Source organism: Pseudarthrobacter sp. MDT1-22, from assembly GCF_054511035.1.
In genome coordinates, this window is the sequence record NZ_JBTNDK010000007.1 from 93,101 (window position 1) to 114,598 (window position 21,498).

The window sequence follows — 21,498 nt, forward strand, 5'->3', positions numbered from 1 at the left end:
GCGACGCGCCGTCCCGCAGGCGACACGCCGGGCCGGAAAATGTGGCTAAGTACTCCACAGGGTGTGGATGACGTCCGCAAAAATGGCGGGATTCCGGACATTTTGAGGGCCTCTGCCTGTGGATTAAAAGTGCATTAAATGACATACTTGTAATACATCATCTTGGGGTTCCGAAGAGCCGTCTGCACTACATGTAGTATCGACGTACAGCTTGGGCGGGACAAAGACGAGCGAAGATTTCGATAAAGGGGACAGGGACCATGACCGTTACGGTTTACACCAAACCTGCGTGTGTACAGTGCAACGCAACCTACCGTGCGCTGGACAAAAAGGGCATCACTTACCAGAGCGTTGACATCTCCCAGGACGCCGAGGCCCTCGAGCGCCTGAAGGCGCTGGGCTACATGCAGGCACCTGTTGTAGTCACGGACCAGGACCACTGGTCAGGCTTCCGCCCGGACAAGATCGAGGAACTGGCGCTGTCTGCCGTTTCCTCCGTGGCCTAAGGCCCTGCACTTTTCGCCAGCCGGCAACTTTCAATACCCACACATGAGGTGACTCCCGTGTCAGCACTGGCAGTGGCCAGGGCCCAGGTGGACCCGTTGCAGCCTGTCACCACACAGAGCCAGCTCATCTACTTTTCCTCCACCTCCGAGAACACCAGCCGCTTTGTCGCGAAGCTCGGACGTGAGCTGGCACGGATCCCGCTCCATACAAAGGATGCACGCCTTCTCGCCACCCGGCCTTACGTGCTGGTGGTGCCGACGTACGGGGGCACCGGGGGAGAGGGCTCAGTGCCCAAGCAGGTGATCCGCTTTCTGAACAACCCGCGGAACAGGCAACTGATCCGTGGGGTTATCGGTGCAGGCAACACAAACTTCGGGGACAACTACTGCATGGCAGCGGACATCATTGCCGCCAAGTGCAACGTCCCCCGGCTTTACAGATTTGAACTTATGGGCACGCCAGAAGACGTCGCCCGCGTACACAATGGATTGGACACGTTTTGGACACGACTGTCGCAGACACAGAAGTAACCAGGGCCGAAGGCCAGGGCACCCGCGCAGGCGCCGCCGTCGAAAAGCCCGAGATGCCAGCCGCCTATAAGGGCCTGGGCTATCACGAGCTCAACGCCATGCTGAACCTGTACGGTCCGAACGGCGAGATCCAGTTCGAGGCCGACCGCGAGGCTGCACACCAGTACTTCCTGCAGCATGTGAACAACAACACCGTCTTTTTCCATGACCTGGAAGAGAAGCTCGACTACCTCGTGAAGAACCAGTACTACGAGCGCGAAACCCTCGACCAGTACACGATGAACTTCATCCGCGAGCTCTACAACCGCGCGTACAAAAAGAAGTTCCGCTTCGAGACCTTCCTGGGCGCGTTCAAGTTCTACACGTCCTACACGCTGAAGACGTTCGACGGCAATCGATTCCTGGAGCGCTACGAGGACCGCGTCTGCATGGTGGCCCTTCACCTGGCCCGTGGTGACGAGAAGCTCGCCCTGCAGATGGTGGACGAGATCATCGAAGGCCGCTTCCAGCCGGCCACGCCCACGTTCCTGAACGCCGGCAAGAAGCAGCGCGGCGAGCTGGTCTCCTGCTTCCTGCTCCGCATCGAAGACAACATGGAATCGATCGGCCGGTCCATCAACTCGGCGCTGCAGCTGTCCAAGCGCGGCGGCGGTGTGGCGTTCGCGCTGACCAACATCCGCGAAGTGGGCGCCCCGATCAAGCAGATCGAGAACCAGTCCTCCGGCGTCATCCCCGTGATGAAGCTCCTCGAGGACAGCTTCTCCTACGCCAACCAGCTCGGTGCCCGCCAGGGTGCCGGTGCGGTGTACCTGCACGCGCACCACCCGGACATCTACCGCTTCCTGGACACCAAGCGCGAGAACGCGGATGAGAAGATCCGCATCAAGACCCTCTCGCTGGGCGTTGTCATCCCGGACATCACGTTCGAGCTGGCCAAGAAGGACGAGGACATGTACCTGTTCTCCCCGTACGACGTGGAACGCGTCTACGGCATGCCGTTCTCCGACGTCTCGGTCACCGAGAAGTACTACGAGATGGTGGACGATTCCCGGATCAAGAAGACCAAGATCAAGGCGCGCGAGTTCTTCCAGACCCTCGCCGAGATCCAGTTCGAATCCGGCTACCCGTACATCATGTTCGAGGACACCGTGAACCGGGAAAACCCGATCGACGGCAAGATCATCATGTCCAACCTGTGCTCGGAGATCCTCCAGGTCTCGCAGCCCACCACGTACCATGACGATCTGTCCTACGATGAGACCGGCAAGGACATCTCCTGCAACCTGGGCTCGCTGAACATCGCCAAGGCCATGGACAGCCCGGACTTCGGACTGACCATCGAGACAGCCATCCGGTCCCTCTCGGCGGTCTCGGACATGTCCAACATCACCTCGGTGCCCTCGATCGCCCGCGGCAACGACCAGTCCCACGCCATCGGTCTGGGCCAGATGAACCTGCACGGCTACCTTGCCCGCGAGCGGGTCCACTACGGTTCCGAAGAGGGCCTGGACTTCACTAACATCTACTTCTACTCGGTGGTGTACCACGCGGTCCGCGCCTCCAACCTGCTGTCCATCCAGACCGGGCAGACGTTCGGCGGCTTCGAGAAGTCCAAGTACGCCTCGGGCGAGTTCTTCGACAAGTACACGGAGCAGGAGTGGGTGCCGCAGACCGAGAAGGTTGCGGAGCTGTTCAAGAACATCCACATCCCCACCCAGGATGACTGGCGCGAGCTGAAGGCCTCCGTTATGGAGCACGGCATCTACAACCAGAACCTGCAGGCCGTACCGCCGACGGGCTCGATCTCCTACATCAACAACTCCACCTCCTCGATCCACCCGGTGGCGTCCAAGATCGAGATCCGCAAGGAAGGCAAGCTGGGCCGCGTGTACTACCCGGCGCCGTACCTGACGAACGACAACCTGGAGTACTACCAGGACGCGTACGAGCTCGGCTACGAGAAGGTCATCGACACCTACGCCGCCGCCACGCAGCACGTGGACCAGGGCCTGTCCCTGACGCTGTTCTTCAAGGACACCGCCACCACACGCGACATCAACCGGGCCCAGATCTACGCCTGGAAGAAGGGCATCAAGACCATCTACTACATCCGTCTCCGCCAGCTCGCGCTGGAGGGGACCGAGGTGGACAATTGCGTCAGCTGCATGCTTTAATCTTCAATTAAATCTGGACAGTACGACGGCGGGCGCCCGCCCGCCGTCGTACGCTTAACTTCAAAGAACAACCCAACTTTTAGGGGATGACATGACCGAGAAGGTCAAGCTGCTTAGCCACGTCGAAGCGATCAACTGGAACCGCATCCAGGACGATAAGGACGTAGACGTCTGGAATCGCCTGGTCAACAACTTCTGGCTGCCCGAGAAGATCCCGCTCTCCAACGACGTCCAGTCGTGGGCCACGCTGACCCCGGACGAGCAGCAGCTCACCATGCGCGTGTTCACCGGTCTGACCCTGCTGGACACCATCCAGGGCACCGTCGGCGCCGTTTCGTTGATTCCGGACGCGATCACCCCGCACGAGGAAGCCGTCTACACGAACATTGCGTTCATGGAGTCCGTGCACGCCAAGAGCTACTCCTCGATCTTCTCCACGCTGGCCTCCACCAAGGAGATCGACGAGGCATTCCGCTGGTCCACGGAGAACGTGAACCTTCAGAAGAAGGCCCAGATCGTCATGGACTACTACCAGGGCGACGATCCGCTGAAGCGCAAGGTGGCCTCCACGCTGCTGGAGTCCTTCCTGTTCTACTCGGGCTTCTACCTGCCCATGTACTGGTCCTCACGGGCCAAGCTGACGAACACGGCCGACCTGATCCGCCTGATCATCCGCGACGAAGCCGTGCACGGCTACTACATCGGCTACAAGTTCCAGAAGGGCCTGGAAGGTCTCTCCGAGGAGCGCAAGCAGGAGATCAAGGACTACACGTTCGAACTGCTCTTCGAGCTGTACGAGAACGAGGTCCAGTACACTCACGACCTCTACGATTCCGTTGGCCTGGCCGAGGACGTCAAGAAGTTCCTGCACTACAACGCCAACAAAGCACTGATGAACCTGGGCTACGAGGCCATGTTCCCGGCTTCCGTCACCGACGTGAATCCGGCCATCCTCTCGGCCCTATCACCGAATGCTGACGAAAACCACGACTTCTTCTCGGGGTCCGGCTCTTCGTACGTGATCGGTAAGGCTGTAAATACTGAGGATGATGACTGGGACTTCTAGTCTTCTTCCTGTCTCACGCATAAAGACAATCTACGGCCCCGAAGCAATCAAGCTTAGGGGCCGTAGTCATTGAAGTCTGTTTAGAGACCAAAGTAACTTGTCGAAAGGCGCCGGTATGTTTCATCCACGAAGCGCCGACTCTGGACAGCAGTTCCTTCATGAAGTCGTACCGCCGTTGGATCGAACTCGAGGTCGGTAAACCATTCGAAGCCAGTTTGGATCCAAGTGTCATCGAAGACGAGCGAGCTAAACTGAACTTCTTGTCCCCAGGCGATGGAAAACGATGCGGGATACTTTTGCCTAATGCTGGCGATCGACGCATGTAGATCCGTGTTGGAACCATTTTCCTCTTTTGCGACACCAAAAGCTAGCTTTATTTCCGCGCCCTCGCGAAGAATAGTTGAGATTTTGGGAAGAATTTGGTGAGTCATAATTTCTTTGTCCAGCGAGGGAGTGACTACGAGCAATCTACTCTTAGTCGTCGTGAGGGCTTTTTCGAGCCAAGCATTGTGTTCAAACCCAAAAACGGGTGCTATTTGGCTTAATCCCTTAGACACTAGACTCTGAAAAGATTGTCCGGTTGGCGCAGCCTGACGAGCAACTTCAATTGCGTCAGCGAGTGGCTCACGTTCAATTCCGGGGCTAACGTTTAGAGACAGTTTACCTATTACGTCCAGGGAAATAAGGGGAAACTCATGGTCGCCACTTAATTCGTCATCAATCAATATGGCAATATCCAAGTCATAGCTGCCCGGATCCACGTAGATCAGCATCTGTACGGGAAGAAATCTATGCGTGTTCCCCGATAAACGCAGAATACGTAGTATATCAATATCTGTAGTTGTGCTATCCCCTTTTCGAATGAGGGCATTTAGATTAGCGACCGTAACGTCATCATCTGCTATTCTTGATGATTTGAATGCGGGTAAAATCTGCATCTGCTCATCACGGACCTGCGACTTCTGTACCAAATGTCTTGGGTCGTATTCCTTCACCCTCCACAAAGTCCGGTCGAAACACACCTTGAACGGCCTTTGTACAGGTTCGATCGTTGCCATTTCAATTGCTAGGCGCTCTCCGAGAGGGGTCAACGCCAAGCTTCCGTCCTGGATGCTGTAGATGAGATTTCCATCTGCAGCCAGCCCCGCGGCGCTAGACCGGACCAAACTGTCACTCACGCCGGATAGCTGCGCGATAAGGTTCGTCCTTGTCTGTCCCAAGCGGATCGACCGAAGGACGGCAACATCATCGACAACGACCTCCCGGGCGGCGGCCGACCCTCCGTTGCGCTGTCCGCCGGCCAAGATTTCAAATCCAGCCGCTGCGGCAAATGGGAAAAGCAATAGCACCCGCAGCATCACCAATCGCACCCTTGAAAGGCACCACCACCATGTCTCACCAGAACTTTGATTCAGTCCCGTCCATGCCGGTTGCTGCGGCCACGGTCAAGCGCCCGTTCTACAAGAAGAAGCGCTTTGTGATTCCGGCTGGCGTCCTGCTGCTCGGAATCGTCATGGGCTCCTGCTCCAGCGGCAGTAAGCCTGTGGCGGACACCAGCCCCATCGCTTCGGCGGCTGCCTCCGCGGCTCCGGCCGAGGCCGCGGCGCCGCCGGCGGCAGCACCGCCGTCGGCCGCCCCCGCACCGGCGGCTCCCACCGGACCGGCGGTGGGGACACCCTTCACCGTGAAAATGCGCAACGGCGACGTCGCCAGAATCACGATCGTCTCCGTCGTGCGGACGGACACGGTGACCACGACGGCGTTTGGGTCGCCGCCGAAGAACGGAACCTACCTGCTCCTGGACGTGCTGTGGGAGACCGAGGCGGGGAAGACGAGCTCGAATCCCTTCTACTTCTCAGCCAAGGATGAAAGCGGCCGCAAGGCTGACCTCAGCATGTTTGCCGATAACCAGTTGGGCTCCGGTGACGTCCTCCCGGGCGACAAGTCCCGCGGGTTCATCGCGTTCGACATGGCACCCGGCGCGGCGACCGTGATGATCTCCGACCCGCTGATGCAGGAAGCGGCGCGGATCCAGATCCCTGGGTAACCGGAACTTCAGCGGGACGCGGAGGGAGCCCTGTCGGCTACAGCCGGCAGGACTCCTTCAGCATGAATCACGGGCGGCTTTCCTTCATCGCCGCTTCGAATGCCGGCAAGCTGCGTTCGATCATGTCCTCGTTGGCTGTCAGGGAGATCCGGAAGAAGCCTGGCGTCTCGAACAGCACGCCCGGCAACACGAAGACATCCCGGCGGGCAAGTGAGTTGGTGAACGCCTCATCGTCCGAAATGGGGGACGTGACATACAGGTAGAACGTGCCTTCCGGCCGCAGGACGCGGTACCCCATGCCGCCGAGCACATCGACGAGACGGTCCCGGCGCCGCTGCAACTGGCCGACGTCGATGGTGAACTTCTCCAGTTCGGGAAGCGCGTGCTGCAGCAGGGCGTTCGGATACACCCAGCCCATCGCGACCTGCAGGCCGGTGATAGCCGGCTCCATCTCATCCCGCTGCGGCATGGTGGGCGGCAACGCCAGATAGCCGACGCGCTGGCCTGGGGAGAGATGGGTCTTGCCGTAGGAGTAGGCCAGGAGCGTGTGCGGGTAGAACTCCACAGGGCTGTGGAATCGCGAGCCGTCGAACACGATCCGGTTGTAGGCCTCGTCCGAGATGAGGTAGATCCGCCGTCTAAACCTGGCCGAGGCCGCCTCCAGCAGTTCGGCCAGCCGGACCAGCAATTCGGGGGGATAAATCCGCCCCGTGGGATTGTTGGGCGAATTGACGATCACTACCCGGGTGCGTTCCGTGATGGCTGCCTCGATCGCGTCGAGGTCCAGGTCGAACGTGGTTGTGTTGATTTTCACCTTCACCGGTACGAGCCCGGCTTCAAGGATCAGCGGCTCGTATAGGAACCAGGGCGGCAGGCTGTAAATGATCTCGTCGCCGGGATCGGCGACGGTCTTCAGGGCAAGGGCGATGGCGGCGAAGCCACCGGTGGTGAGGTAAATATCCTCCGTCCGGAAGGGCACATCCAGCAGCCTGTGAAGGGATTGAGCGGCTGCTTCCCGGGCGGCCTCGCCGTTGGTCTGGTAGGCGAACCACTGATCATTCTGAGGAGTCAGCGCGTCCCGCAGCGTATTGACGTAGCGGTCAGCCGGCATCTGGTGCGGGTTGCCGAAGGTGAAGTCGCAGCCCGGCACCTGCCCGTGCCCGCGGGCACTGTACTCCCGGATGTAGGCGTTAACCCGTTGAAGGGATGGGATCGACGCCAGCCGTGCAGCGCGATCAGATACCGCCGACGTTGTCTGGGATGTGGCTGTCGGATCGTTCATGTCAGTGCTCCTGTGTAGGGCAGCCCGGTGGGGCGGCAGTCGGATGGGCGGCGCGCTGCCGAGCCAGCGGAGGCTGTTGTTAGAGCCATTGTTGACTCGACGACGCGTTGGAGTAAAGGGGCATTGCGTCAATTGTGCAAGCGGCACTTGCCCAATTTGGCACTTCCCCTATTCATAGCGTTGCAAGGCCTGCTCGGCATGGTCATGGGCGCATGCTTCTGCGGCAGCAAGCCGTGGCGGATTCCAGCCTCATCACTTATGCCGCCGCGTCCGCGGCGCACCGGCGACAGCTCCAGCACCTGCCGCTCTGGCAAGACCGACAGTGGGGACACCTTTCACCATGAAAATGCGCAACGGCGACGTTGCCAGAATCACGATCGTCTCCGCTGTGCGGACGGACACGGTGACCGCGACTGCGTTTGCGTCGCCGCCGAAGAACGGAACCTACCTGCTTCTGGACGTGCTGTGGGAGACCGAGGCGGGGAAAACCAGCTCGAATCCCTTCTACTCCTCAGCCAAGGATGAAAGCGGCCGCAAAGCTGACCTCAGCATGTTTGCCGATAACCAGCTGGGCTCCGTGAAGTCCTGCCGGGTGAGAAGTCCCGTGGGTTTATCGCGTTCGACATAGCACCCGGGGCGGCGACCGTGATGATCTCCGACCCGCTGATGCAGGAAGCGGCGCGGATCCAGATCCCGGGGTAACGGCGGCTGGTAAGGCGTGCAGTGTATGCCTAACAGAATGCCCTGCACCCGCTTGGTGCAGGGCATCCTGGCACACCGTTTCGTTGAGGGCGCTGACGTCAACCGCACTTCAAGAAGTCGCCAAGAAAGACATCTCCGAAGCCGAACACCCCTTTGCAGCGTGGACCGGCAGTAACCTAAACAAAGGTCTTGGAGTCATTGGATTTGCCGACGCCCGCTACAAAATTACAGAAACCGCGGACCCAAATCTGCCCTGGCACCTCCCCTTTTCGATAGACGAACTCAACATTCTCGCCCTTTGGGCGCATCAGCTGAATCGTGAGTTGAGGTATGTTCGCGTGACCCATCAGATAGTCGAGCGTCACGCTGGCTTCCTGGCAACCGATAGGGCACTGCTGATGGGGGACTTCAACAGCAACACGGTCTGGGACAGGGAGCATCCTGGAAGAAACCACAGCATGCTGGTAGACAAGCTTGCCGGGCTCGGGCTCAGCAGTGTGTACCACCGCCACGAGGTTGCGGACCATGGTGCGGAAACGGCCAAGACGTATTATCACCAGTGGAACGAGCGATTTGGGCATCATATCGACTACGCGTTCCTGAGCGACGGAACCGCAGCCAATCTGCGAATAGGGGATGCTGACGCCTGGTTGGCACATAGCGACCACATGCCGCTGATCCTCGATATCGGATAAGTCAATGATGCCTGTCATGTACACTCGAGGCGCTTAGATGTACATTTGAGGAATGTCAACCATCAACATCACTGACGCGCGTTCCCATCTACCGGAACTCCTCCGTGTGGCTGAATCCGAGCCGGTATTCATTGAGCGCAGGGGGCGTCGGGCAGCCGTTCTTGTGTCCCCGGAGCGCTATGAGCAGATGTTGGATGCCCTTGAAGAGGTCGAAGATATCGCAGCGTTCGACGCGGCCATGGCCGAAGAGGGCGAAAATATCCCCTGGGCCCAAGTGAAAGTCGATCTTGGCTGGGCATGACCAGCTATCGGATTGAGCTAAGTCCTGCGGCCCTTCGGGCCCTCAGACAGATCCATCCGAACGAGCGCGATCGTATTCACGGCGCCATCGCACTCCTAGGCTCCGATCCGCGGCCGCCCAAGGCCATTGCCTTGCGTGGCCGTCCGGGATTTCGGGTCGCTGTTGGCGATTATCGGATCATCTATACGGTCCAGGACGATGTTCTGCTGGTGGTTGTTATCACCCTTGGTCATCGGCGCGATGTCTACGGCAAGTAGGCTCTCGAGCTCAAGCTCATCATGACTGCCCGACATGGCGATGAAATCGACGACGGAGCCCAGCCCTGCGCTCCTCGTCCGGTGCTTGTAACATTTGAAACGGACCCAGTCCAAATTGTGCAACGCTTTGCACAATTGCTCGGCTTCAATTGGGCAAGCACTTGCCCAATTGACACCTCCCATATGTGCAGCGTTGCCAGCCTTGCTCGGTGTGGTCATAGGCCTCCATCTCCATCGGCAGCAAGCCTGTGGCGGATTCGGGTCCCATCGCTTCTGCCGCTGACTCCGCGGCTCCGGCGGAGGCAGCGGCGCAGCCTGCGGCAGCCTCGCCCGTCGACCGCCCCTGCACCGGCCGCTCCCACGGCACCGACGGTGGGGACACCGTTCAGCGTGAAGCTGCGCAACGGGGTCGTCGCCCGTGCCCGGGTGAGTCTTAAACTTCGTCGCGGGTAGCGCTCCCGCCTGGACCCTCGAACGCTCGCTGAGGATTAGGCCGTGGCCGTTCCATCGAGAACAAGAGCCATCCCGATCAGAGCAGCACGGCGACTATGCCGGCGCCGCCAAGCCAGGTCAGCGGGTTGTGCCTCGGCGGCAATTGTGAAAGTGGCTCTTTCACATTTCGTTGGCGTCCGTCCGACAAGCGGGGCCTGCCGGCTTGGGAAACTCCACAGCGAGTTGCCGGCCCGGGTTACTTCTGTGCTGTTACGTTCGACGCCGGCCGCTCCGTACAAACTGGCAGGCCGTCGTCGGAGCCGGTACCGACGTCGCAGCGACGTACCTGCCGCAGACGCAGGCGCCATTTCCGTCTGATGCGCGCACAATGGTAGGGACAGGCAGGGCCTGGCCGGCCCTGGTTTCCGGAGTCGAGGACGGTCACCGTGAGAGCGATTCAGACCAAGGCCGCAGTGCTGCTGATGGCGGCGCTCCTCGTGGGCGGGTGCGGCTCCGGCGGCGGAAGTCCCGCAGCGTCCTCCGAGCCGGGGACAGCGACGACGGGAGCGGTCACCCCCGGAGCGCCAGTTATCACCATCAAGGACTTCGAGTATGGCGCGCCGCTGACCGTTGCGCCGGGCGCAATTGTCATGGTCACCAACATGGACTCAGCGGGCCATACCGTCACCGCGGACCAGGGCCAGGCATTTGACGTGGATGTCCGCGGAAGCGGCGGGACGGCCACGTTCACGGCGCCCTCGGCACCCGGGTCCTACCCGTACTTCTGCACCTATCACCCCAATATGCGCGGGACGCTGATAGTCAAATGAACATGGCACTGAGGGTACTGACAGCACTGGCTTTGTTCATCGATGCCGGGGTCCATATTTATCTGGCCCCCGGCTACCAGGCGGCCGCGCCTGGCGGAATCGGACAAGGCAACTTGTTCTATCTCGAATCGGCGGCGGCGGTGCTGACGGCGCTGTGGGTTCTGTTCCGCGGCAGCCGAGCCTCCTTTGCCCTGGCACTGGTGGTGGCCCTGAGCGCATTCGTCGCCGTGGTGTTATACCGGTATGTGGATTTTCCGGCCTTCGGACCCTTCCCCGCGATGTATGAGCCGGTGTGGTTTCTTGAGAAGTCGCTCAGCGCCGTGGCCGAAGGAGTGGGAGCACTCCTGGCCGCAGTAGGTCTGGTCCGTACCGCCCCGAAGCGACGGGCCGAGGGCAACTAGTGGGCGATCAGGGCATCTGCGCGGGTGGCAGGTTCTTGGCAGCGGGTCCCTGGATGACGGTTCCGTCGGTGGAGAATCGGGAGCCGTGGCAGGGGCAGTCCCAAGTGGTCTCGGCGGTGTTGAAGCCGACGGTGCAGCCCAGATGGGTACAGGTGGCGGAGACGGCGTGGACTTGCCCGTCTGCGTCTTTGTAGACGGCGGTGCTCTCGCCGTTGACTTTGATGACTGTCCCCTCTCCCGGCGAGAGGTCCGAGTGGCTGGGCCGGCGGCGGAGTTTGCTGGCCAGGACAGCTGCCACGGTCTTGAAGTTCTCCTCCGCGAACCGTTTCGCGCTGGCTGCCGGGGTGAACCGGTTGCTGTTGAACACCGAGGCCCAAGGGTTTTCCCGGCCGCTGAGGGTGTCGGCAAGAATGAGGGCGGCTGCGGTTCCGTTGGACAGGCCCCATTTCCGCAGACCGGTGATCACGTACACGTGCTTGGCGGCGGGGGACATGAGTCCGGCGTAGGGCAGCCCGTCGAGCGGGATGCCGTCCTGTGTTGACCAGCGGTAGGCGATCTTTTCCACGCCGAGGCGGTCGTGGGCGAAGGCTGCGAGTCTGCGGTACCGCGCGGCTGTGTCGCCGGGCTCGGATACGCGGTGGCCCTCACCGCCGGTAAGCACGTAGCTTGTGCCGTTGACGCTGGTGGTCAGAATGGATCGCATCGGTTCGTCGGCGCTGATGAACGTGGCGTCCAGCGGTGGCGTGTCCACGCGTCCTGCGACGAGGTAGGAGCGGTGCGGATGAGACCGCAGGTAGAACAGGCCCTGGCCGCCCCACGGCACATTCGTGGCGACGATGATGCCGCGGGCCCGGACGGTGCCGTGTTCGGTATCGACGACGGCCGGGGAACCATCGTGGACCTGCTGCGCCCGGGTCTGCTCATAGACGAAGCTGCCCTCACCGTTGACCGCGCGGGCGAGACCCCGGAGGTATTTCACGGCATGGATTTGCGCCTGTCCGTCGAATCGGACCGCGCCCTTGACCGGGAAGGGAAGTGGCACGTCGGTGGTGAAGGCGGCGGGCAGGCCGAGGCGGGCGGCAAGGTTGGCTTCGGCGCGCACGAGGCTGAGCGCGTCGTCGGATTCGGCGTAGGTGTAGTTGGCTACGCGGCGGAAGTCACAGTCGATGGCTTCCTCGGCCACGAGTTGCGCGACGTGTTCGACTGCGGCCTGGTTGGCCTCCCCGTAGATACGCGCGGTGTCGTTGCTGTGTCGGCGGGCAAGTTCCGTGTAGGCAAGGCGGTGAAGGGAGGTGACCTTGCCGGTGGTGTGGCCGGTGACGCCGGTTCCGATGCGGGCGGTCTCGATGACCGCGACGGTCCAGCCGGTGCGTTTGAGTGCCAACGCGGCGGTCAGCCCGGCGACGCCGGCCCCGATAACCGCGACGTCCACCTCCAGATCCCCGCTCAAGACCGGATAATCGGTGGCTCCGGCGGTAGCGACCCAGAGTGAGCGGGGTTCACCTTCCGGCCGTCCACTGTTCGATGCGTCATTCACTGCGTCACCTCAGGATCACCCGGTACTGCTCGGCTGTGTTAAGGCTGCGTCAGCAGCAGCCGACGCCGAGGGACTGACGGCGACCGTCCCGAGGATTTTCTACTCCAGGGGACGGCCGCCGCCTTCGGTTTCCCACGAACCGTGGCGCTATGAGGTGCTTCCTTTCGTCTTCTCCATTGCATCCCTGCCCAGCCAGAGGCCCAGGCCGATCATGCCGAGGCCCAGAACCAGGTGCAGCCAGTTGTCAGCAGTGTTGAAAGGGACGAAGTTGGCAGCCGCGTTCATGTCGATGACCAGGCCGTAGATCCACAGGACCAGGTACACGATGCCGCCGCCGAGCAGGAACCAGCGGGCCATCGGGCTTGTCCGGGCCATAACGATCCCAGCCACACCGAACAGCAAATGCACGATGTTGTGCAGCACTGACACTTGGAAGACGCCAAGAAGCATGGCCCCGGACTCATGTCCCGCGAAGGTCATGGCGCCGTAATTGGTGGTGATTCCCGGGATGAACCCGAGGACTCCAACCAGCAGGAAAACTGCACCGATACCGATGGCGGTGTTGTGAAGTGTCAACCCCATCATGTGGTGTTGGGCAGGGTGTGACGCGGTAGTCATTTTGTCTCCCTTTCACGCTGGTTGCCGGCTCTTCAGATGGAGAGGCGGCCTTGCGGCAAGGAGTCGCAAAAATCCTGCCGACGCCCACATCGTACTCCGGAAAACCGCGTGTGGGCAGGGTTCGCGTTAACAGTGCTTTGGGGGCCTCACCCAGGCGTGGACCGCCGCAGCCATCTTTCCCAGACGGCGCCGTCGCTGACATGCTGGTAGCGTGACTTCGATCTTGACCGAACCACCCCGTACCGCGCTCACATGGAAACTGGTGCCAGCGGTCCTGCTCTCGGTGTCCGGAGTGCTGCTATTCGGCGTCGAGAATGACCTCATGGGCTACGGCGTGCTTGCGTTGAGCCTCGTCACGGCCGCAGTCATCGACCGCGAATTCCTACGGCACCTCGCGCTGATTGCGGCGGGAATGGTGATCATCAGCCTGGTTCCGCTGAACGCTGATTTGAGCATCCCGCACATTGCTTTGATGGGTGGAGCCCTTGCGTTGGCCGTGCTGGTGCCGTGGCTGGTGTCCCGTTTCGCCTACCGCGAGAGGATCATCAAGTTTCCGGTGAACACGGGCCGCAAATGGCCGTTGAGCGCAAAGCTGTACCTGATCGTTGTTGTGGCCCTCGGCTACCTCATCCTTCCGGTCTACCTGATCCGCACCGGGGTGTATCAGAACTGGCCGGACGCCTCCGACCCCACCATTTTCTGGCGCCTCTTTCTCGGCGTCAACGCGGTTGGAATTTGGGACGAACTGTTCTTCATCTGCACCACGTTCACGCTGCTGCGGCGGCACTTCCCGGACTGGCTCGCCAACATCCTGCAGGCCGTGGTCTTCTCGTCCTTTCTGTGGGAGATCGGCTACATGGCCTGGGGACCGCTCCTTACGTTCCCGTTCGCGCTGCTGCAGGGATACACCTTCAAGCTGACCAAGTCGTTCACTTATGTTGTGACGGTGCACTTAGTCTTCGACTTTGTGCTGTTCCTCGCACTCGTGCACGCGCACAACCGCGACTGGCTGCCGATCTTCTTGTATTGAGGCCTGCTTGCGTGGAGCGGTCGTACCTTGGCCTATCCGGATGGACGTACTGGCTGGCGCAGCACAGTCCTTAGCTTCCCCGGAGGCACTCGCTTGGGGTCGTCCAGGTAGATCTCGTGGTGGTTCCCGTTTGGAACCAGGTTATGGGCGGGCAGGAACTTACTGTGCAGCCTGGCAAGGGTCGGCACTTCCCCACTGTTCGGCCCCACGTGCATGATCTGGGCGCACAGGCCTTCGTAAAGGCTTTCGATCCGCAGGCTGGCCGGCGGTTCACCCATGCTTGCTTTCGCCTTATCGACGGCATCCTCAAACATCGCCGCCGTCAGCCAGCCCGGTTCAAAGACGATCATCATCCGCCAGTTCAGTTTGTCTCGGTTTCCGCGGATGAAGTCCTGGATATCGTCCGCCCACCAGAGGCCTTCGAGCGGTGGTTCCACGAAGTGCTTGCCCATTTGCTTTCTGGCGAAAGGCTTCATGGGGTCGATGACTGCATACAACCACTTGATGGTGTTGCACTCGGCTACTTGATCCTGAAGCCTGCTCCAACAGGCTCAACGTCAGGGCATCCCGGCCAGGTGCGCGCACGCGTCCCACAAGCGCTTCCGGGCTTCGGGGTCCGATCCCATTCCGGGCGTCGGGAGCTCCTTGCGCTTGGCCCATAGCTTTCCGGAGACTCCCGCTGTTTCGCGTGACGTGGCGAGCCAGAGCGGTGTATCCGCGGCCTTTTCTGCGGGTGCTCCGAACGTGTTCGTGATCCAGCGGAATGGGCCCCCGACGTCCTGCAGCAGCGTCGTGTTCTTGACCAGTCCAGGATGGACGGCATTGGCGACCACGCCTGAGCCGCGCAGACGCTCAGCGAACTCCTGCGTGAGCAGAACCCGGGCCAGCATTGTGGGCGGCGTCGAGCGAAGGTAGCTGTACTTGCCGCTTGCCGTCTGGAGGTCGTCGAAGTTCAGCCTGGAATTGCCATACCGGGACGCGATGTTGACGATGCGGGGATTGCTGGGTGGTGCGGCTGCGCGGTGCGTGAGCGCGTCCAGCAGCAGGTTCGTCAGGAGGAAGTACGCCATCACATTAGTGGCGAAGGTCAGTTCTATTCCATCGCGGGTTACCTGACGCTCCTTGCGGAACACGCCCGCTGCGTTGACCAGCACGTCGAGCCGGTCGTGGCGGGACAGGAAGTCCGCCGCCGCCGCCTGGATCGAGGACTGGTCTGAGAGGTCACAGACCAGTGGTTCAAGTTTGGCGCCCGGAACGTGCCGGCGGATGCCCGCCATCGCCGCGCTCGCCGGGTTGTTGATCGCCCCGCCACGACCACCAAGGCACCCTCACGTGCAAGGCCCGATGCCACAGCGCCTCCCAAGCCGCCAGCTGGAAGTAGGAATTGTCACGGTCACGGACCTGAGGTCCGGGGAGCGATGGCCCAGCTTCGTCGAAGCCGCCCGGCGCGAGAAGGTGCTGTCGCTCCTGGCGTTGCGGATGCACCTGGAGGGCGAGGCCAGCGCAGGAATGATCTTCTACAGCTCCAGGCCGCACGGATTCGGCCGGGACGCCATGGAAGCAGCCCATTCCTTGGCTGCGGAGGCGTCGAAGGGACTGCGCCTCGTCCTCCGGATCGTGTCACTGCAGGAAACGGAGGAGAACCTTGGGGCGGCCATGGCTTCGCGGACGCCGACAGATCTCGCGCTGGGTGTCATCATCGGCCAGGAACGGTGCAGCTACGATGATGCGCTTGAGTGGCTCTTCCGTGCATCACGGACCCGCAACGTCAGTATCCGCGATTTGGCGGCCGAGATTGTTGCCGCGGCCGACGAGCCCCACCCCGTACGGATCCATTTCGACCACTGACCTACCTGAATGGCGGCAGTTCCTGTTAATCGGCAGAGGCCGGGGGCTCTTTGCGCTCCGGATCAAGTTTCTCAGAGCGGGGCGCTTTCACGCAGGCAGCGGTCCTCTGGGTCGATAGCGCCCATGATGCGCTTGCCGATGCTCGCCAGCTGGCGCGACTGCGCCTTCGTGAGGGGATCGAACACGAGCGCTCGGACTGCTTCCACGTGCCCCGGAGCGGTTTGGGTAATCTTCGCCCAGCCCTCGTCGGTGAGTGTGGCCAGGGTGATGCGTCCGTCGGAAGGATCCGTGGAGCGGTGAACCCAGCCCCGCTTTTCAAGCCGGCTGACAACCTGGGACAGGCGGGGGAGTCCGGACTCGGTGAAGCCCGCCAGGTCACTCATCCGGCGGGTTCGTTCCGGAGCTTCAGACAGGCCGGCAAGGACCATGTACTCAAAGTGGCTTATCCCGGCGTCCTGCTGCAGCTGGGAGTCCAGGGCGGCGGGGAGCTTCATCATGATGCCCACGAGGGTCAGCCACACCTCACGTTCATCCCTGCTCAGCCAGCGGGGTTCGACGGAATTTTCCATAGGGCAAGCCTAAGGCATTTACTTCATGAGTGAAGTTTTATGTCCGGCAAATCACTTGCGTCGTGAACTTATGACCAGTACTGTTTACTTCAACATTCAAGTACTTTCAGACTTCCTGAGGAGCCCAGATGACCGTCATGTCCGAGACCGTCGCGCGGCCATTCGAACAACCGGCCGCCGTCCGCAGCCAGGTCACCGTCCCGCTGCGCTTCCCTGATGGCTTCGCGGCCACAGCCGAGATCATGACGTTCCATGGGCTGGCCGACGGTAAGGAGCACCTGCTGCTCGCGCTCGGCGAATGGGAGCAGACGCTCCTGGACCAGGGCCCGGAAGGTACGGCCCCGCTGGTCCGACTGCACAGCGAGTGCCTCACCGGCGACGTGTTCGGCAGCGAGCGCTGCGACTGCGGACCCCAGCTGCGCGAGGCAGTCGAGGAGATTGCCGCCGTCGGGGGCTTCCTGCTGTACCTCCGGCAGGAAGGGCGTGGCATCGGCCTGTACTCCAAGCTCGACGCCTATGCCCTGCAGGACACCGGCCTGGATACCTACGAAGCCAACGTTGCCCTGGGTCGCGGCGAGGACGAGCGGGACTACAGCGCCGCCGCCCAGATGCTCGGAGCGCTTGGCGCCGGCCGGATCCGCCTCCTCACCAACAACCCGGACAAAGTAGGGCAGCTGACGGCCCTCGGCGTTGACGTCTCGGAGCAGGTCCCCACCGGCGTGCACCTCTCGGAGGCGAACCACCGCTACCTGGCCGCGAAGCGCAGCCATACAGCGCACACCATTGAGCTTCCCGAAGAGGTGCTCCCGGCCGTGATGCCGACCGCGGCGGCTGTGGCAGTTCCGACGCACGACGAGCTGCTAGCCCGGGTGGATGCCCTCGTTCCCCGGCTGCGGGAACGCGCATCTGAAACCGAGGAGATCCGCCGTATTCCGGAAGCCACCATGGCTGAACTGAAGGCGGCGGGCGTATTTCAGATGCTCGCGCCTAAGGCCGTGGGCGGCTTCGGCATGGGGCTGGAAACCTACGTGGAGGTGGTCCGCCACCTCGCCCAGGGATGTGTCTCCACGGCGTGGAGCGTCGGGCACCTGGTGGAACATGTCTGGATGCTGGCCCGCTGGCCGCAGGAAGCCCAGGATGAAGTCTTCGCCAACGGGCCGGCGCCCTTGGCTGCCGCCACCGGCGCCCCTCCAGGTAAAGCAGAGAAGGTTCCCGGCGGGTTCATTATCTCGGGCCGCTGGAGCTTCGCCTCCGGTGTCATGCATTCTGAGTGGGCGCTCCTGGCTGTGCAGCACGGCGAGATCCGCCTACAGTGCCTGGTCCCGGTGTCCGATCTTGACCTCCTGGACGTCTGGCACACGGCCGGCCTGCGGGGGACAGGAAGCAACGATCTCCGGACGGAGAATCTCTTTGTCCCAGCGCACCGCGCTCTGGAGTGGAACCTCCTGGCCGCCGCGGACAACCCCGGCAGCCGCATCCATCCGGATCCGAACATCCACATCCCCATGGCCACGTTCCTGAACATGGTTGCCCCGGCAGCTGCTTTGGGGGCCGCTGAGCACGCCATCGAGGTGTTCCGGGACCTGATGATGGTGCGCAAGGTCAAGCAGACAACGCAGGCGCGGCAGGCGGATTCGCCGCTCGCGCAGGCCCGGTTCTCGCAGGCCTTCGGGCAGGTGGCGACTGCGCGGCTGCACTGGCAGGAAGCTGTCCGGGTGGTGGCCGCTTCCTACGGCCGGCGGCCGGTCGCTTTCACGGATGAGGAGCGGGCACAGTACCGGCTTTCCCTCGGTCTCAGTGGCGCGGCATCCGCCGAGGCTGTCCGCCTCATCCTGACGGGCTCCGGAGGGAGTGTTCACCGGCTGACGCACCCACTCCAGCGGATCCAACGCGATGTCAATGTACTGCTCAACCACGCCTCCCTGACCATGGATCCGATCCTGGAACAGGCAGGCCGCGGACTCCTGGACCTCGGGTTTTCCATCCCGGCGGAGCAGTTCTGACCGGGCGCATGGGACCCTTGCAGGACCGCCGGCTTCGGAGAAGGATATGACCCTCACTCGAGGAGGCCAACCATGGTCCAGCTTGGAAAGTTTGAACGGTACCTGATCGAGGAATTCTTCGACGACTACCGCGCCGGCGCAATGACGCACCGCACCTTCACCCGCCGGGTCGCATTCATCATGGGAAGCATGGCGGCGGCATCGGGCGCGATGCTGCTCGTCGGATGCACACCCGAGGAAGTCCCACGCAGCACGGACCCCATGCCTACACCCACGCCGTCATCGTCGACGGCGGGCACCGGCACCGCTTCTGCCGGTGCTGTTCCGGGGGCCAAAAGTCCGCTCTCCGTCCCGGAGGGCGCCGCGGGGCTGACGACGGCGACCGTGCGGTTCCCGGCCGAAAGAACCGAGATCAGTGGGTACCTCGCCCGGCCCGAATCCGGAGCAGCCGGCCCTGCGGTGCTGGTCTGCCACGAGAACCGCGGCCTGACCCCGCACATCCAGGACGTTGCCCGCCGCTTTGCCAAAGCCGGGTACACGGCGCTGGCCCTTGACCTGCTCAGCAGGGAAGGCGGCACCGCCAGCCTTGACTCCGACGCCGTGTCGGGTGCACTGACCAGCGCTGGCGCCCCACGCCATGTTGCTGACTTCGCGGCGGCCTTTGACTACCTTCAGGGCCAGGACTTCGTGGACTCCGGACGCATCGCCATGAACGGGTACTGTTTCGGCGGCGGCATTACCTGGCAGGCGGCAACCGAGCTGGCCGGGCTGAAGGCCACCGCGGCGTGCTATGGTCCGGCGCCGGACCTGAACAAGGTGCCGGCCATCAAGGCCGCGGTGTTCGGGGTTTATGCCGAACGCGACGCGCGGATCACCGGCGCGATGCCGGGCCTCCGCGATGCCCTGGACGCCACCACGGTGACGCACCAGCTCACCGTTTACCCCGGCGTGGACCATGCCTTCCACAACGACACCGGCGAGCGCTACAACGAAACCCAGGCCACGGCTGCCTGGAACGACACCCTCGCCTGGTTCGGACAGCACGTCTGAGGGGCGACGCCAGCACGGCTGATCTGAGTAGCGCTATCTGACGTTTTGAGCCTCCAGAACGACAGATAGCGCTACTCAGTTGGGAGGGCGGGGCACTCACCCGCGGCCGCGGGTAGTCTTGAAGGATGAGCACCGCAATCCCACTAACGCTCACCTTCGACGGGCGTTTCGCCCGCGAACTCGAGGAGCTGGCGGTTCCCTGGCAGGCGGAAGAAGCGCCAGACCCGCAGCTGCTGGTCCTGAACGAGCCGTTGGCCGGCGAACTGGGCCTGGACCCGTCCTCGCTGCGGACGCCCAAGGGGACCCGGTTGCTCATCGGCAACCAGATTCCTGACGGTGCCACACCGGTGGCCCAGGCCTATGCCGGCCACCAGTTCGGCGGCTACTCACCCCTGCTCGGCGACGGGCGGGCCCTCCTGCTGGGTGAGGTCACGGACATCCACGGGCAGCTTCGGGACATCCACCTCAAGGGCTCCGGCCGGACACCGTTCGCCCGCGCAGGTGACGGTCTCGCCGTCGTCGGTCCCATGCTGCGCGAGTACATCGTCAGCGAAGCCATGCACGCCATGGGCATCCCCACCACGAGGTCCCTCGCCGTGGTGGCCACGGGCCGGCCCGTCCGCCGCGAAACCATGCTGCCCGGCGCCGTGCTCACCCGGGTGGCCAGCAGCCACTTGCGCGTTGGCAGCTTCCAGTTCGCCCGCGTCAACGGCGAGACGGACCTTCTCCGCCGCCTGGCCGATCATGCCATCAGCCGCCATTACCCCGACGCGGCGCTCGCCGACAAGCCCTATCTCGCGTTCTTCGAGGCGGTCATAGCCGCGCAGGCGTCCCTGGTGGCGCACTGGATGCTGGTGGGCTTCGTCCATGGCGTGATGAACACCGACAACATGGCCATCTCCGGCGAGACCATCGACTACGGTCCCTGCGCGTTTATGGACGCCTTCAACCCCGGCGCGGTCTATAGCTCCATCGACGCGGACGGACGCTACGCCTACGCCAACCAGCAGGTCATTGCCGAGTGGAACCTCACCCGGCTCGCCGAAGCACTCCTGCCCCTGTTCCATGAAGACCAGGACCAGGCCGTGGCGCTCGCCGTTGAATCCCTCGGCGCCTTCCGCACGCTGTACAGCGCTGCCTGGTCAGCCGGCATGAAGTCCAAGCTTGGGCTGCGCCCGGACACGCACGACGACGTCGCGTCGCCCCTGGTGGACGGCGTGTTGGCGCTGCTCCAGGAAGGCCAGGTGGATTACACCTCCTTCTTCCGGAGCCTCGGCTCGGCGGCCCGCGGGACCCCGGAAACTGCGCGGTCCATGTTTGCGGACCCGGGCGTCTTCGACGCCTGGGCCGCACGGTGGCTGGCCCTGGCGCCGGACGCGGACCTGATGGACCGGGTCAACCCCGTCTACATCCCCAGGAACCACCTGGTTGAAGAGGCTCTGGACTCTGCTATCGCAGGCGACCTGGACCCATTCAACCGGTTGGTGGACGTCCTGGCCGATCCGTACACGCAGCGCCCCGGGCTGGAACGCTACGCCGGCCCCGCCCCTGAAGACTTCGGGAGCTACCGGACCTTCTGCGGGACCTGAGCGAACACCAGGGATGGACGACGGCGGCGC

23 protein-coding genes are annotated in these 21,498 nt (G+C 62.5%); 16 read left to right on the plus strand and 7 right to left on the minus strand.

Annotation, left to right across the window (positions count from 1 at the left end; translation table 11 throughout):
- The first annotated feature begins 260 nt into the window (after positions 1-260).
- From nrdH to nrdF, 4 genes are all read left to right on the plus strand, one after another.
- Positions 261-506, plus strand: a complete 246-nt coding sequence (nrdH, locus tag ACX80M_RS07850; protein ID WP_013601222.1) for a glutaredoxin-like protein NrdH — start codon at positions 261-263, stop codon at positions 504-506.
- A gap of 66 nt (positions 507-572) precedes the next feature.
- Positions 573-1,037: a class Ib ribonucleoside-diphosphate reductase assembly flavoprotein NrdI gene (gene nrdI, locus ACX80M_RS07855; RefSeq protein WP_252609616.1), complete on the plus strand. Its 465-nt coding sequence runs from the start codon at positions 573-575 to the stop codon at positions 1,035-1,037.
- A gap of 53 nt (positions 1,038-1,090) precedes the next feature.
- Positions 1,091-3,211 (plus strand): class 1b ribonucleoside-diphosphate reductase subunit alpha, encoded by a 2,121-nt coding sequence (gene nrdE / locus ACX80M_RS07860; RefSeq protein WP_459309379.1) that lies wholly within the window; start codon positions 1,091-1,093, stop codon positions 3,209-3,211.
- A gap of 91 nt (positions 3,212-3,302) precedes the next feature.
- A complete protein-coding gene (nrdF, locus tag ACX80M_RS07865; protein WP_024368367.1) occupies positions 3,303-4,277 on the plus strand; it encodes a class 1b ribonucleoside-diphosphate reductase subunit beta in 975 nt (324 codons plus the stop codon).
- 80 nt (positions 4,278-4,357) lie between these two features.
- Here the strand turns inward: nrdF and ACX80M_RS07870 are convergent, their stop codons facing one another.
- Positions 4,358-5,638, minus strand: coding sequence for a hypothetical protein (locus tag ACX80M_RS07870; protein WP_459309349.1), 1,281 nt, complete (start codon positions 5,636-5,638; stop codon positions 4,358-4,360).
- 29 nt (positions 5,639-5,667) lie between these two features.
- Between ACX80M_RS07870 and ACX80M_RS07875 the strand changes: the two genes are divergently transcribed.
- Positions 5,668-6,324, plus strand: a complete 657-nt coding sequence (locus tag ACX80M_RS07875; protein ID WP_459309350.1) for a DUF4352 domain-containing protein — start codon at positions 5,668-5,670, stop codon at positions 6,322-6,324.
- Positions 6,325-6,391: 67 nt separating this feature from the next.
- On the opposite strand, the gene ACX80M_RS07880 is transcribed toward ACX80M_RS07875, so the two are convergent.
- Positions 6,392-7,606: an aminotransferase class I/II-fold pyridoxal phosphate-dependent enzyme gene (locus tag ACX80M_RS07880; protein ID WP_459309351.1), complete on the minus strand. Its 1,215-nt coding sequence runs from the start codon at positions 7,604-7,606 to the stop codon at positions 6,392-6,394.
- A gap of 340 nt (positions 7,607-7,946) precedes the next feature.
- Between ACX80M_RS07880 and ACX80M_RS07885 the strand changes: the two genes are divergently transcribed.
- The 6 genes from ACX80M_RS07885 (at position 7,947) to ACX80M_RS07910 (ending at position 11,224) form a co-directional block, all read left to right on the plus strand.
- Positions 7,947-8,234, plus strand: coding sequence for a hypothetical protein (locus ACX80M_RS07885; RefSeq protein WP_252599491.1), 288 nt, complete (start codon positions 7,947-7,949; stop codon positions 8,232-8,234).
- Between the two features lie 157 nt (positions 8,235-8,391).
- Entirely contained in the window at positions 8,392-9,003 is a 612-nt protein-coding gene (locus tag ACX80M_RS07890) for an exonuclease/endonuclease/phosphatase family protein (RefSeq protein ID WP_252599490.1), read from the plus strand.
- 52 nt (positions 9,004-9,055) lie between these two features.
- Complete coding sequence (locus tag ACX80M_RS07895; RefSeq protein WP_252599489.1) at positions 9,056-9,304, plus strand: type II toxin-antitoxin system Phd/YefM family antitoxin; 249 nt, start codon at positions 9,056-9,058, stop codon at positions 9,302-9,304.
- Entirely contained in the window at positions 9,301-9,561 is a 261-nt protein-coding gene (locus ACX80M_RS07900) for a type II toxin-antitoxin system RelE family toxin (RefSeq protein WP_252599488.1), read from the plus strand. The genes ACX80M_RS07895 and ACX80M_RS07900 overlap by 4 nt, the downstream gene beginning before the upstream one ends.
- A gap of 878 nt (positions 9,562-10,439) precedes the next feature.
- Positions 10,440-10,823 carry a cupredoxin domain-containing protein gene (locus ACX80M_RS07905; RefSeq protein ID WP_252599487.1) on the plus strand — a complete coding sequence of 128 codons (384 nt, stop codon included), beginning with the start codon at positions 10,440-10,442 and terminating at the stop codon, positions 10,821-10,823.
- A gap of 2 nt (positions 10,824-10,825) precedes the next feature.
- Positions 10,826-11,224, plus strand: a complete 399-nt coding sequence (locus tag ACX80M_RS07910; protein WP_252599486.1) for a hypothetical protein — start codon at positions 10,826-10,828, stop codon at positions 11,222-11,224.
- A 7-nt stretch (positions 11,225-11,231) separates the two neighbouring features.
- Here the strand turns inward: ACX80M_RS07910 and ACX80M_RS07915 are convergent, their stop codons facing one another.
- The gene (locus tag ACX80M_RS07915; protein ID WP_459309352.1) at positions 11,232-12,674 is read right to left on the minus strand and encodes an FAD-dependent oxidoreductase; all 1,443 of its coding nucleotides are present in this window, start codon (positions 12,672-12,674) and stop codon (positions 11,232-11,234) included.
- 234 nt (positions 12,675-12,908) lie between these two features.
- On the minus strand, positions 12,909-13,379 hold the full coding sequence (locus ACX80M_RS07920) for a DUF4383 domain-containing protein (RefSeq protein WP_252599484.1): 471 nt from the start codon (positions 13,377-13,379) through the stop codon (positions 12,909-12,911).
- A 211-nt stretch (positions 13,380-13,590) separates the two neighbouring features.
- Between ACX80M_RS07920 and ACX80M_RS07925 the strand changes: the two genes are divergently transcribed.
- Positions 13,591-14,409: a CPBP family intramembrane glutamic endopeptidase gene (locus ACX80M_RS07925; protein WP_252599483.1), complete on the plus strand. Its 819-nt coding sequence runs from the start codon at positions 13,591-13,593 to the stop codon at positions 14,407-14,409.
- Between the two features lie 32 nt (positions 14,410-14,441).
- On the opposite strand, the gene ACX80M_RS07930 is transcribed toward ACX80M_RS07925, so the two are convergent.
- Together ACX80M_RS07930 and ACX80M_RS07935 are read right to left on the minus strand one after the other, a co-directional pair.
- Entirely contained in the window at positions 14,442-14,906 is a 465-nt protein-coding gene (locus ACX80M_RS07930; protein ID WP_459309353.1) for a GyrI-like domain-containing protein, read from the minus strand.
- A 60-nt stretch (positions 14,907-14,966) separates the two neighbouring features.
- Positions 14,967-15,686, minus strand: coding sequence for an SDR family NAD(P)-dependent oxidoreductase (locus tag ACX80M_RS07935; protein ID WP_252609570.1), 720 nt, complete (start codon positions 15,684-15,686; stop codon positions 14,967-14,969).
- Positions 15,687-15,753: 67 nt separating this feature from the next.
- On the opposite strand from ACX80M_RS07935, the gene ACX80M_RS07940 reads away from it, so the two are divergent.
- On the plus strand, positions 15,754-16,257 hold the full coding sequence (locus ACX80M_RS07940) for an ANTAR domain-containing protein (RefSeq protein WP_252599480.1): 504 nt from the start codon (positions 15,754-15,756) through the stop codon (positions 16,255-16,257).
- 71 nt (positions 16,258-16,328) lie between these two features.
- Here ACX80M_RS07940 and ACX80M_RS07945 read toward each other — a convergent pair whose 3' ends face one another.
- Positions 16,329-16,826: a MarR family winged helix-turn-helix transcriptional regulator gene (locus tag ACX80M_RS07945; RefSeq protein WP_252599479.1), complete on the minus strand. Its 498-nt coding sequence runs from the start codon at positions 16,824-16,826 to the stop codon at positions 16,329-16,331.
- A 128-nt stretch (positions 16,827-16,954) separates the two neighbouring features.
- On the opposite strand from ACX80M_RS07945, the gene ribA reads away from it, so the two are divergent.
- The 3 genes from ribA to ACX80M_RS07960 all read left to right on the plus strand — a co-directional run bounded on the left by ribA (position 16,955) and on the right by ACX80M_RS07960 (position 21,468).
- Positions 16,955-18,829 (plus strand): GTP cyclohydrolase II RibA, encoded by a 1,875-nt coding sequence (ribA, locus tag ACX80M_RS07950; protein WP_459309354.1) that lies wholly within the window; start codon positions 16,955-16,957, stop codon positions 18,827-18,829.
- Positions 18,830-18,901: 72 nt separating this feature from the next.
- Positions 18,902-19,879 carry a dienelactone hydrolase family protein gene (locus ACX80M_RS07955; RefSeq protein ID WP_459309355.1) on the plus strand — a complete coding sequence of 326 codons (978 nt, stop codon included), beginning with the start codon at positions 18,902-18,904 and terminating at the stop codon, positions 19,877-19,879.
- A 125-nt stretch (positions 19,880-20,004) separates the two neighbouring features.
- The gene (locus ACX80M_RS07960) at positions 20,005-21,468 is read left to right on the plus strand and encodes a protein adenylyltransferase SelO (RefSeq protein WP_459309356.1); all 1,464 of its coding nucleotides are present in this window, start codon (positions 20,005-20,007) and stop codon (positions 21,466-21,468) included.
- Positions 21,469-21,498: the final 30 nt, after the last annotated feature.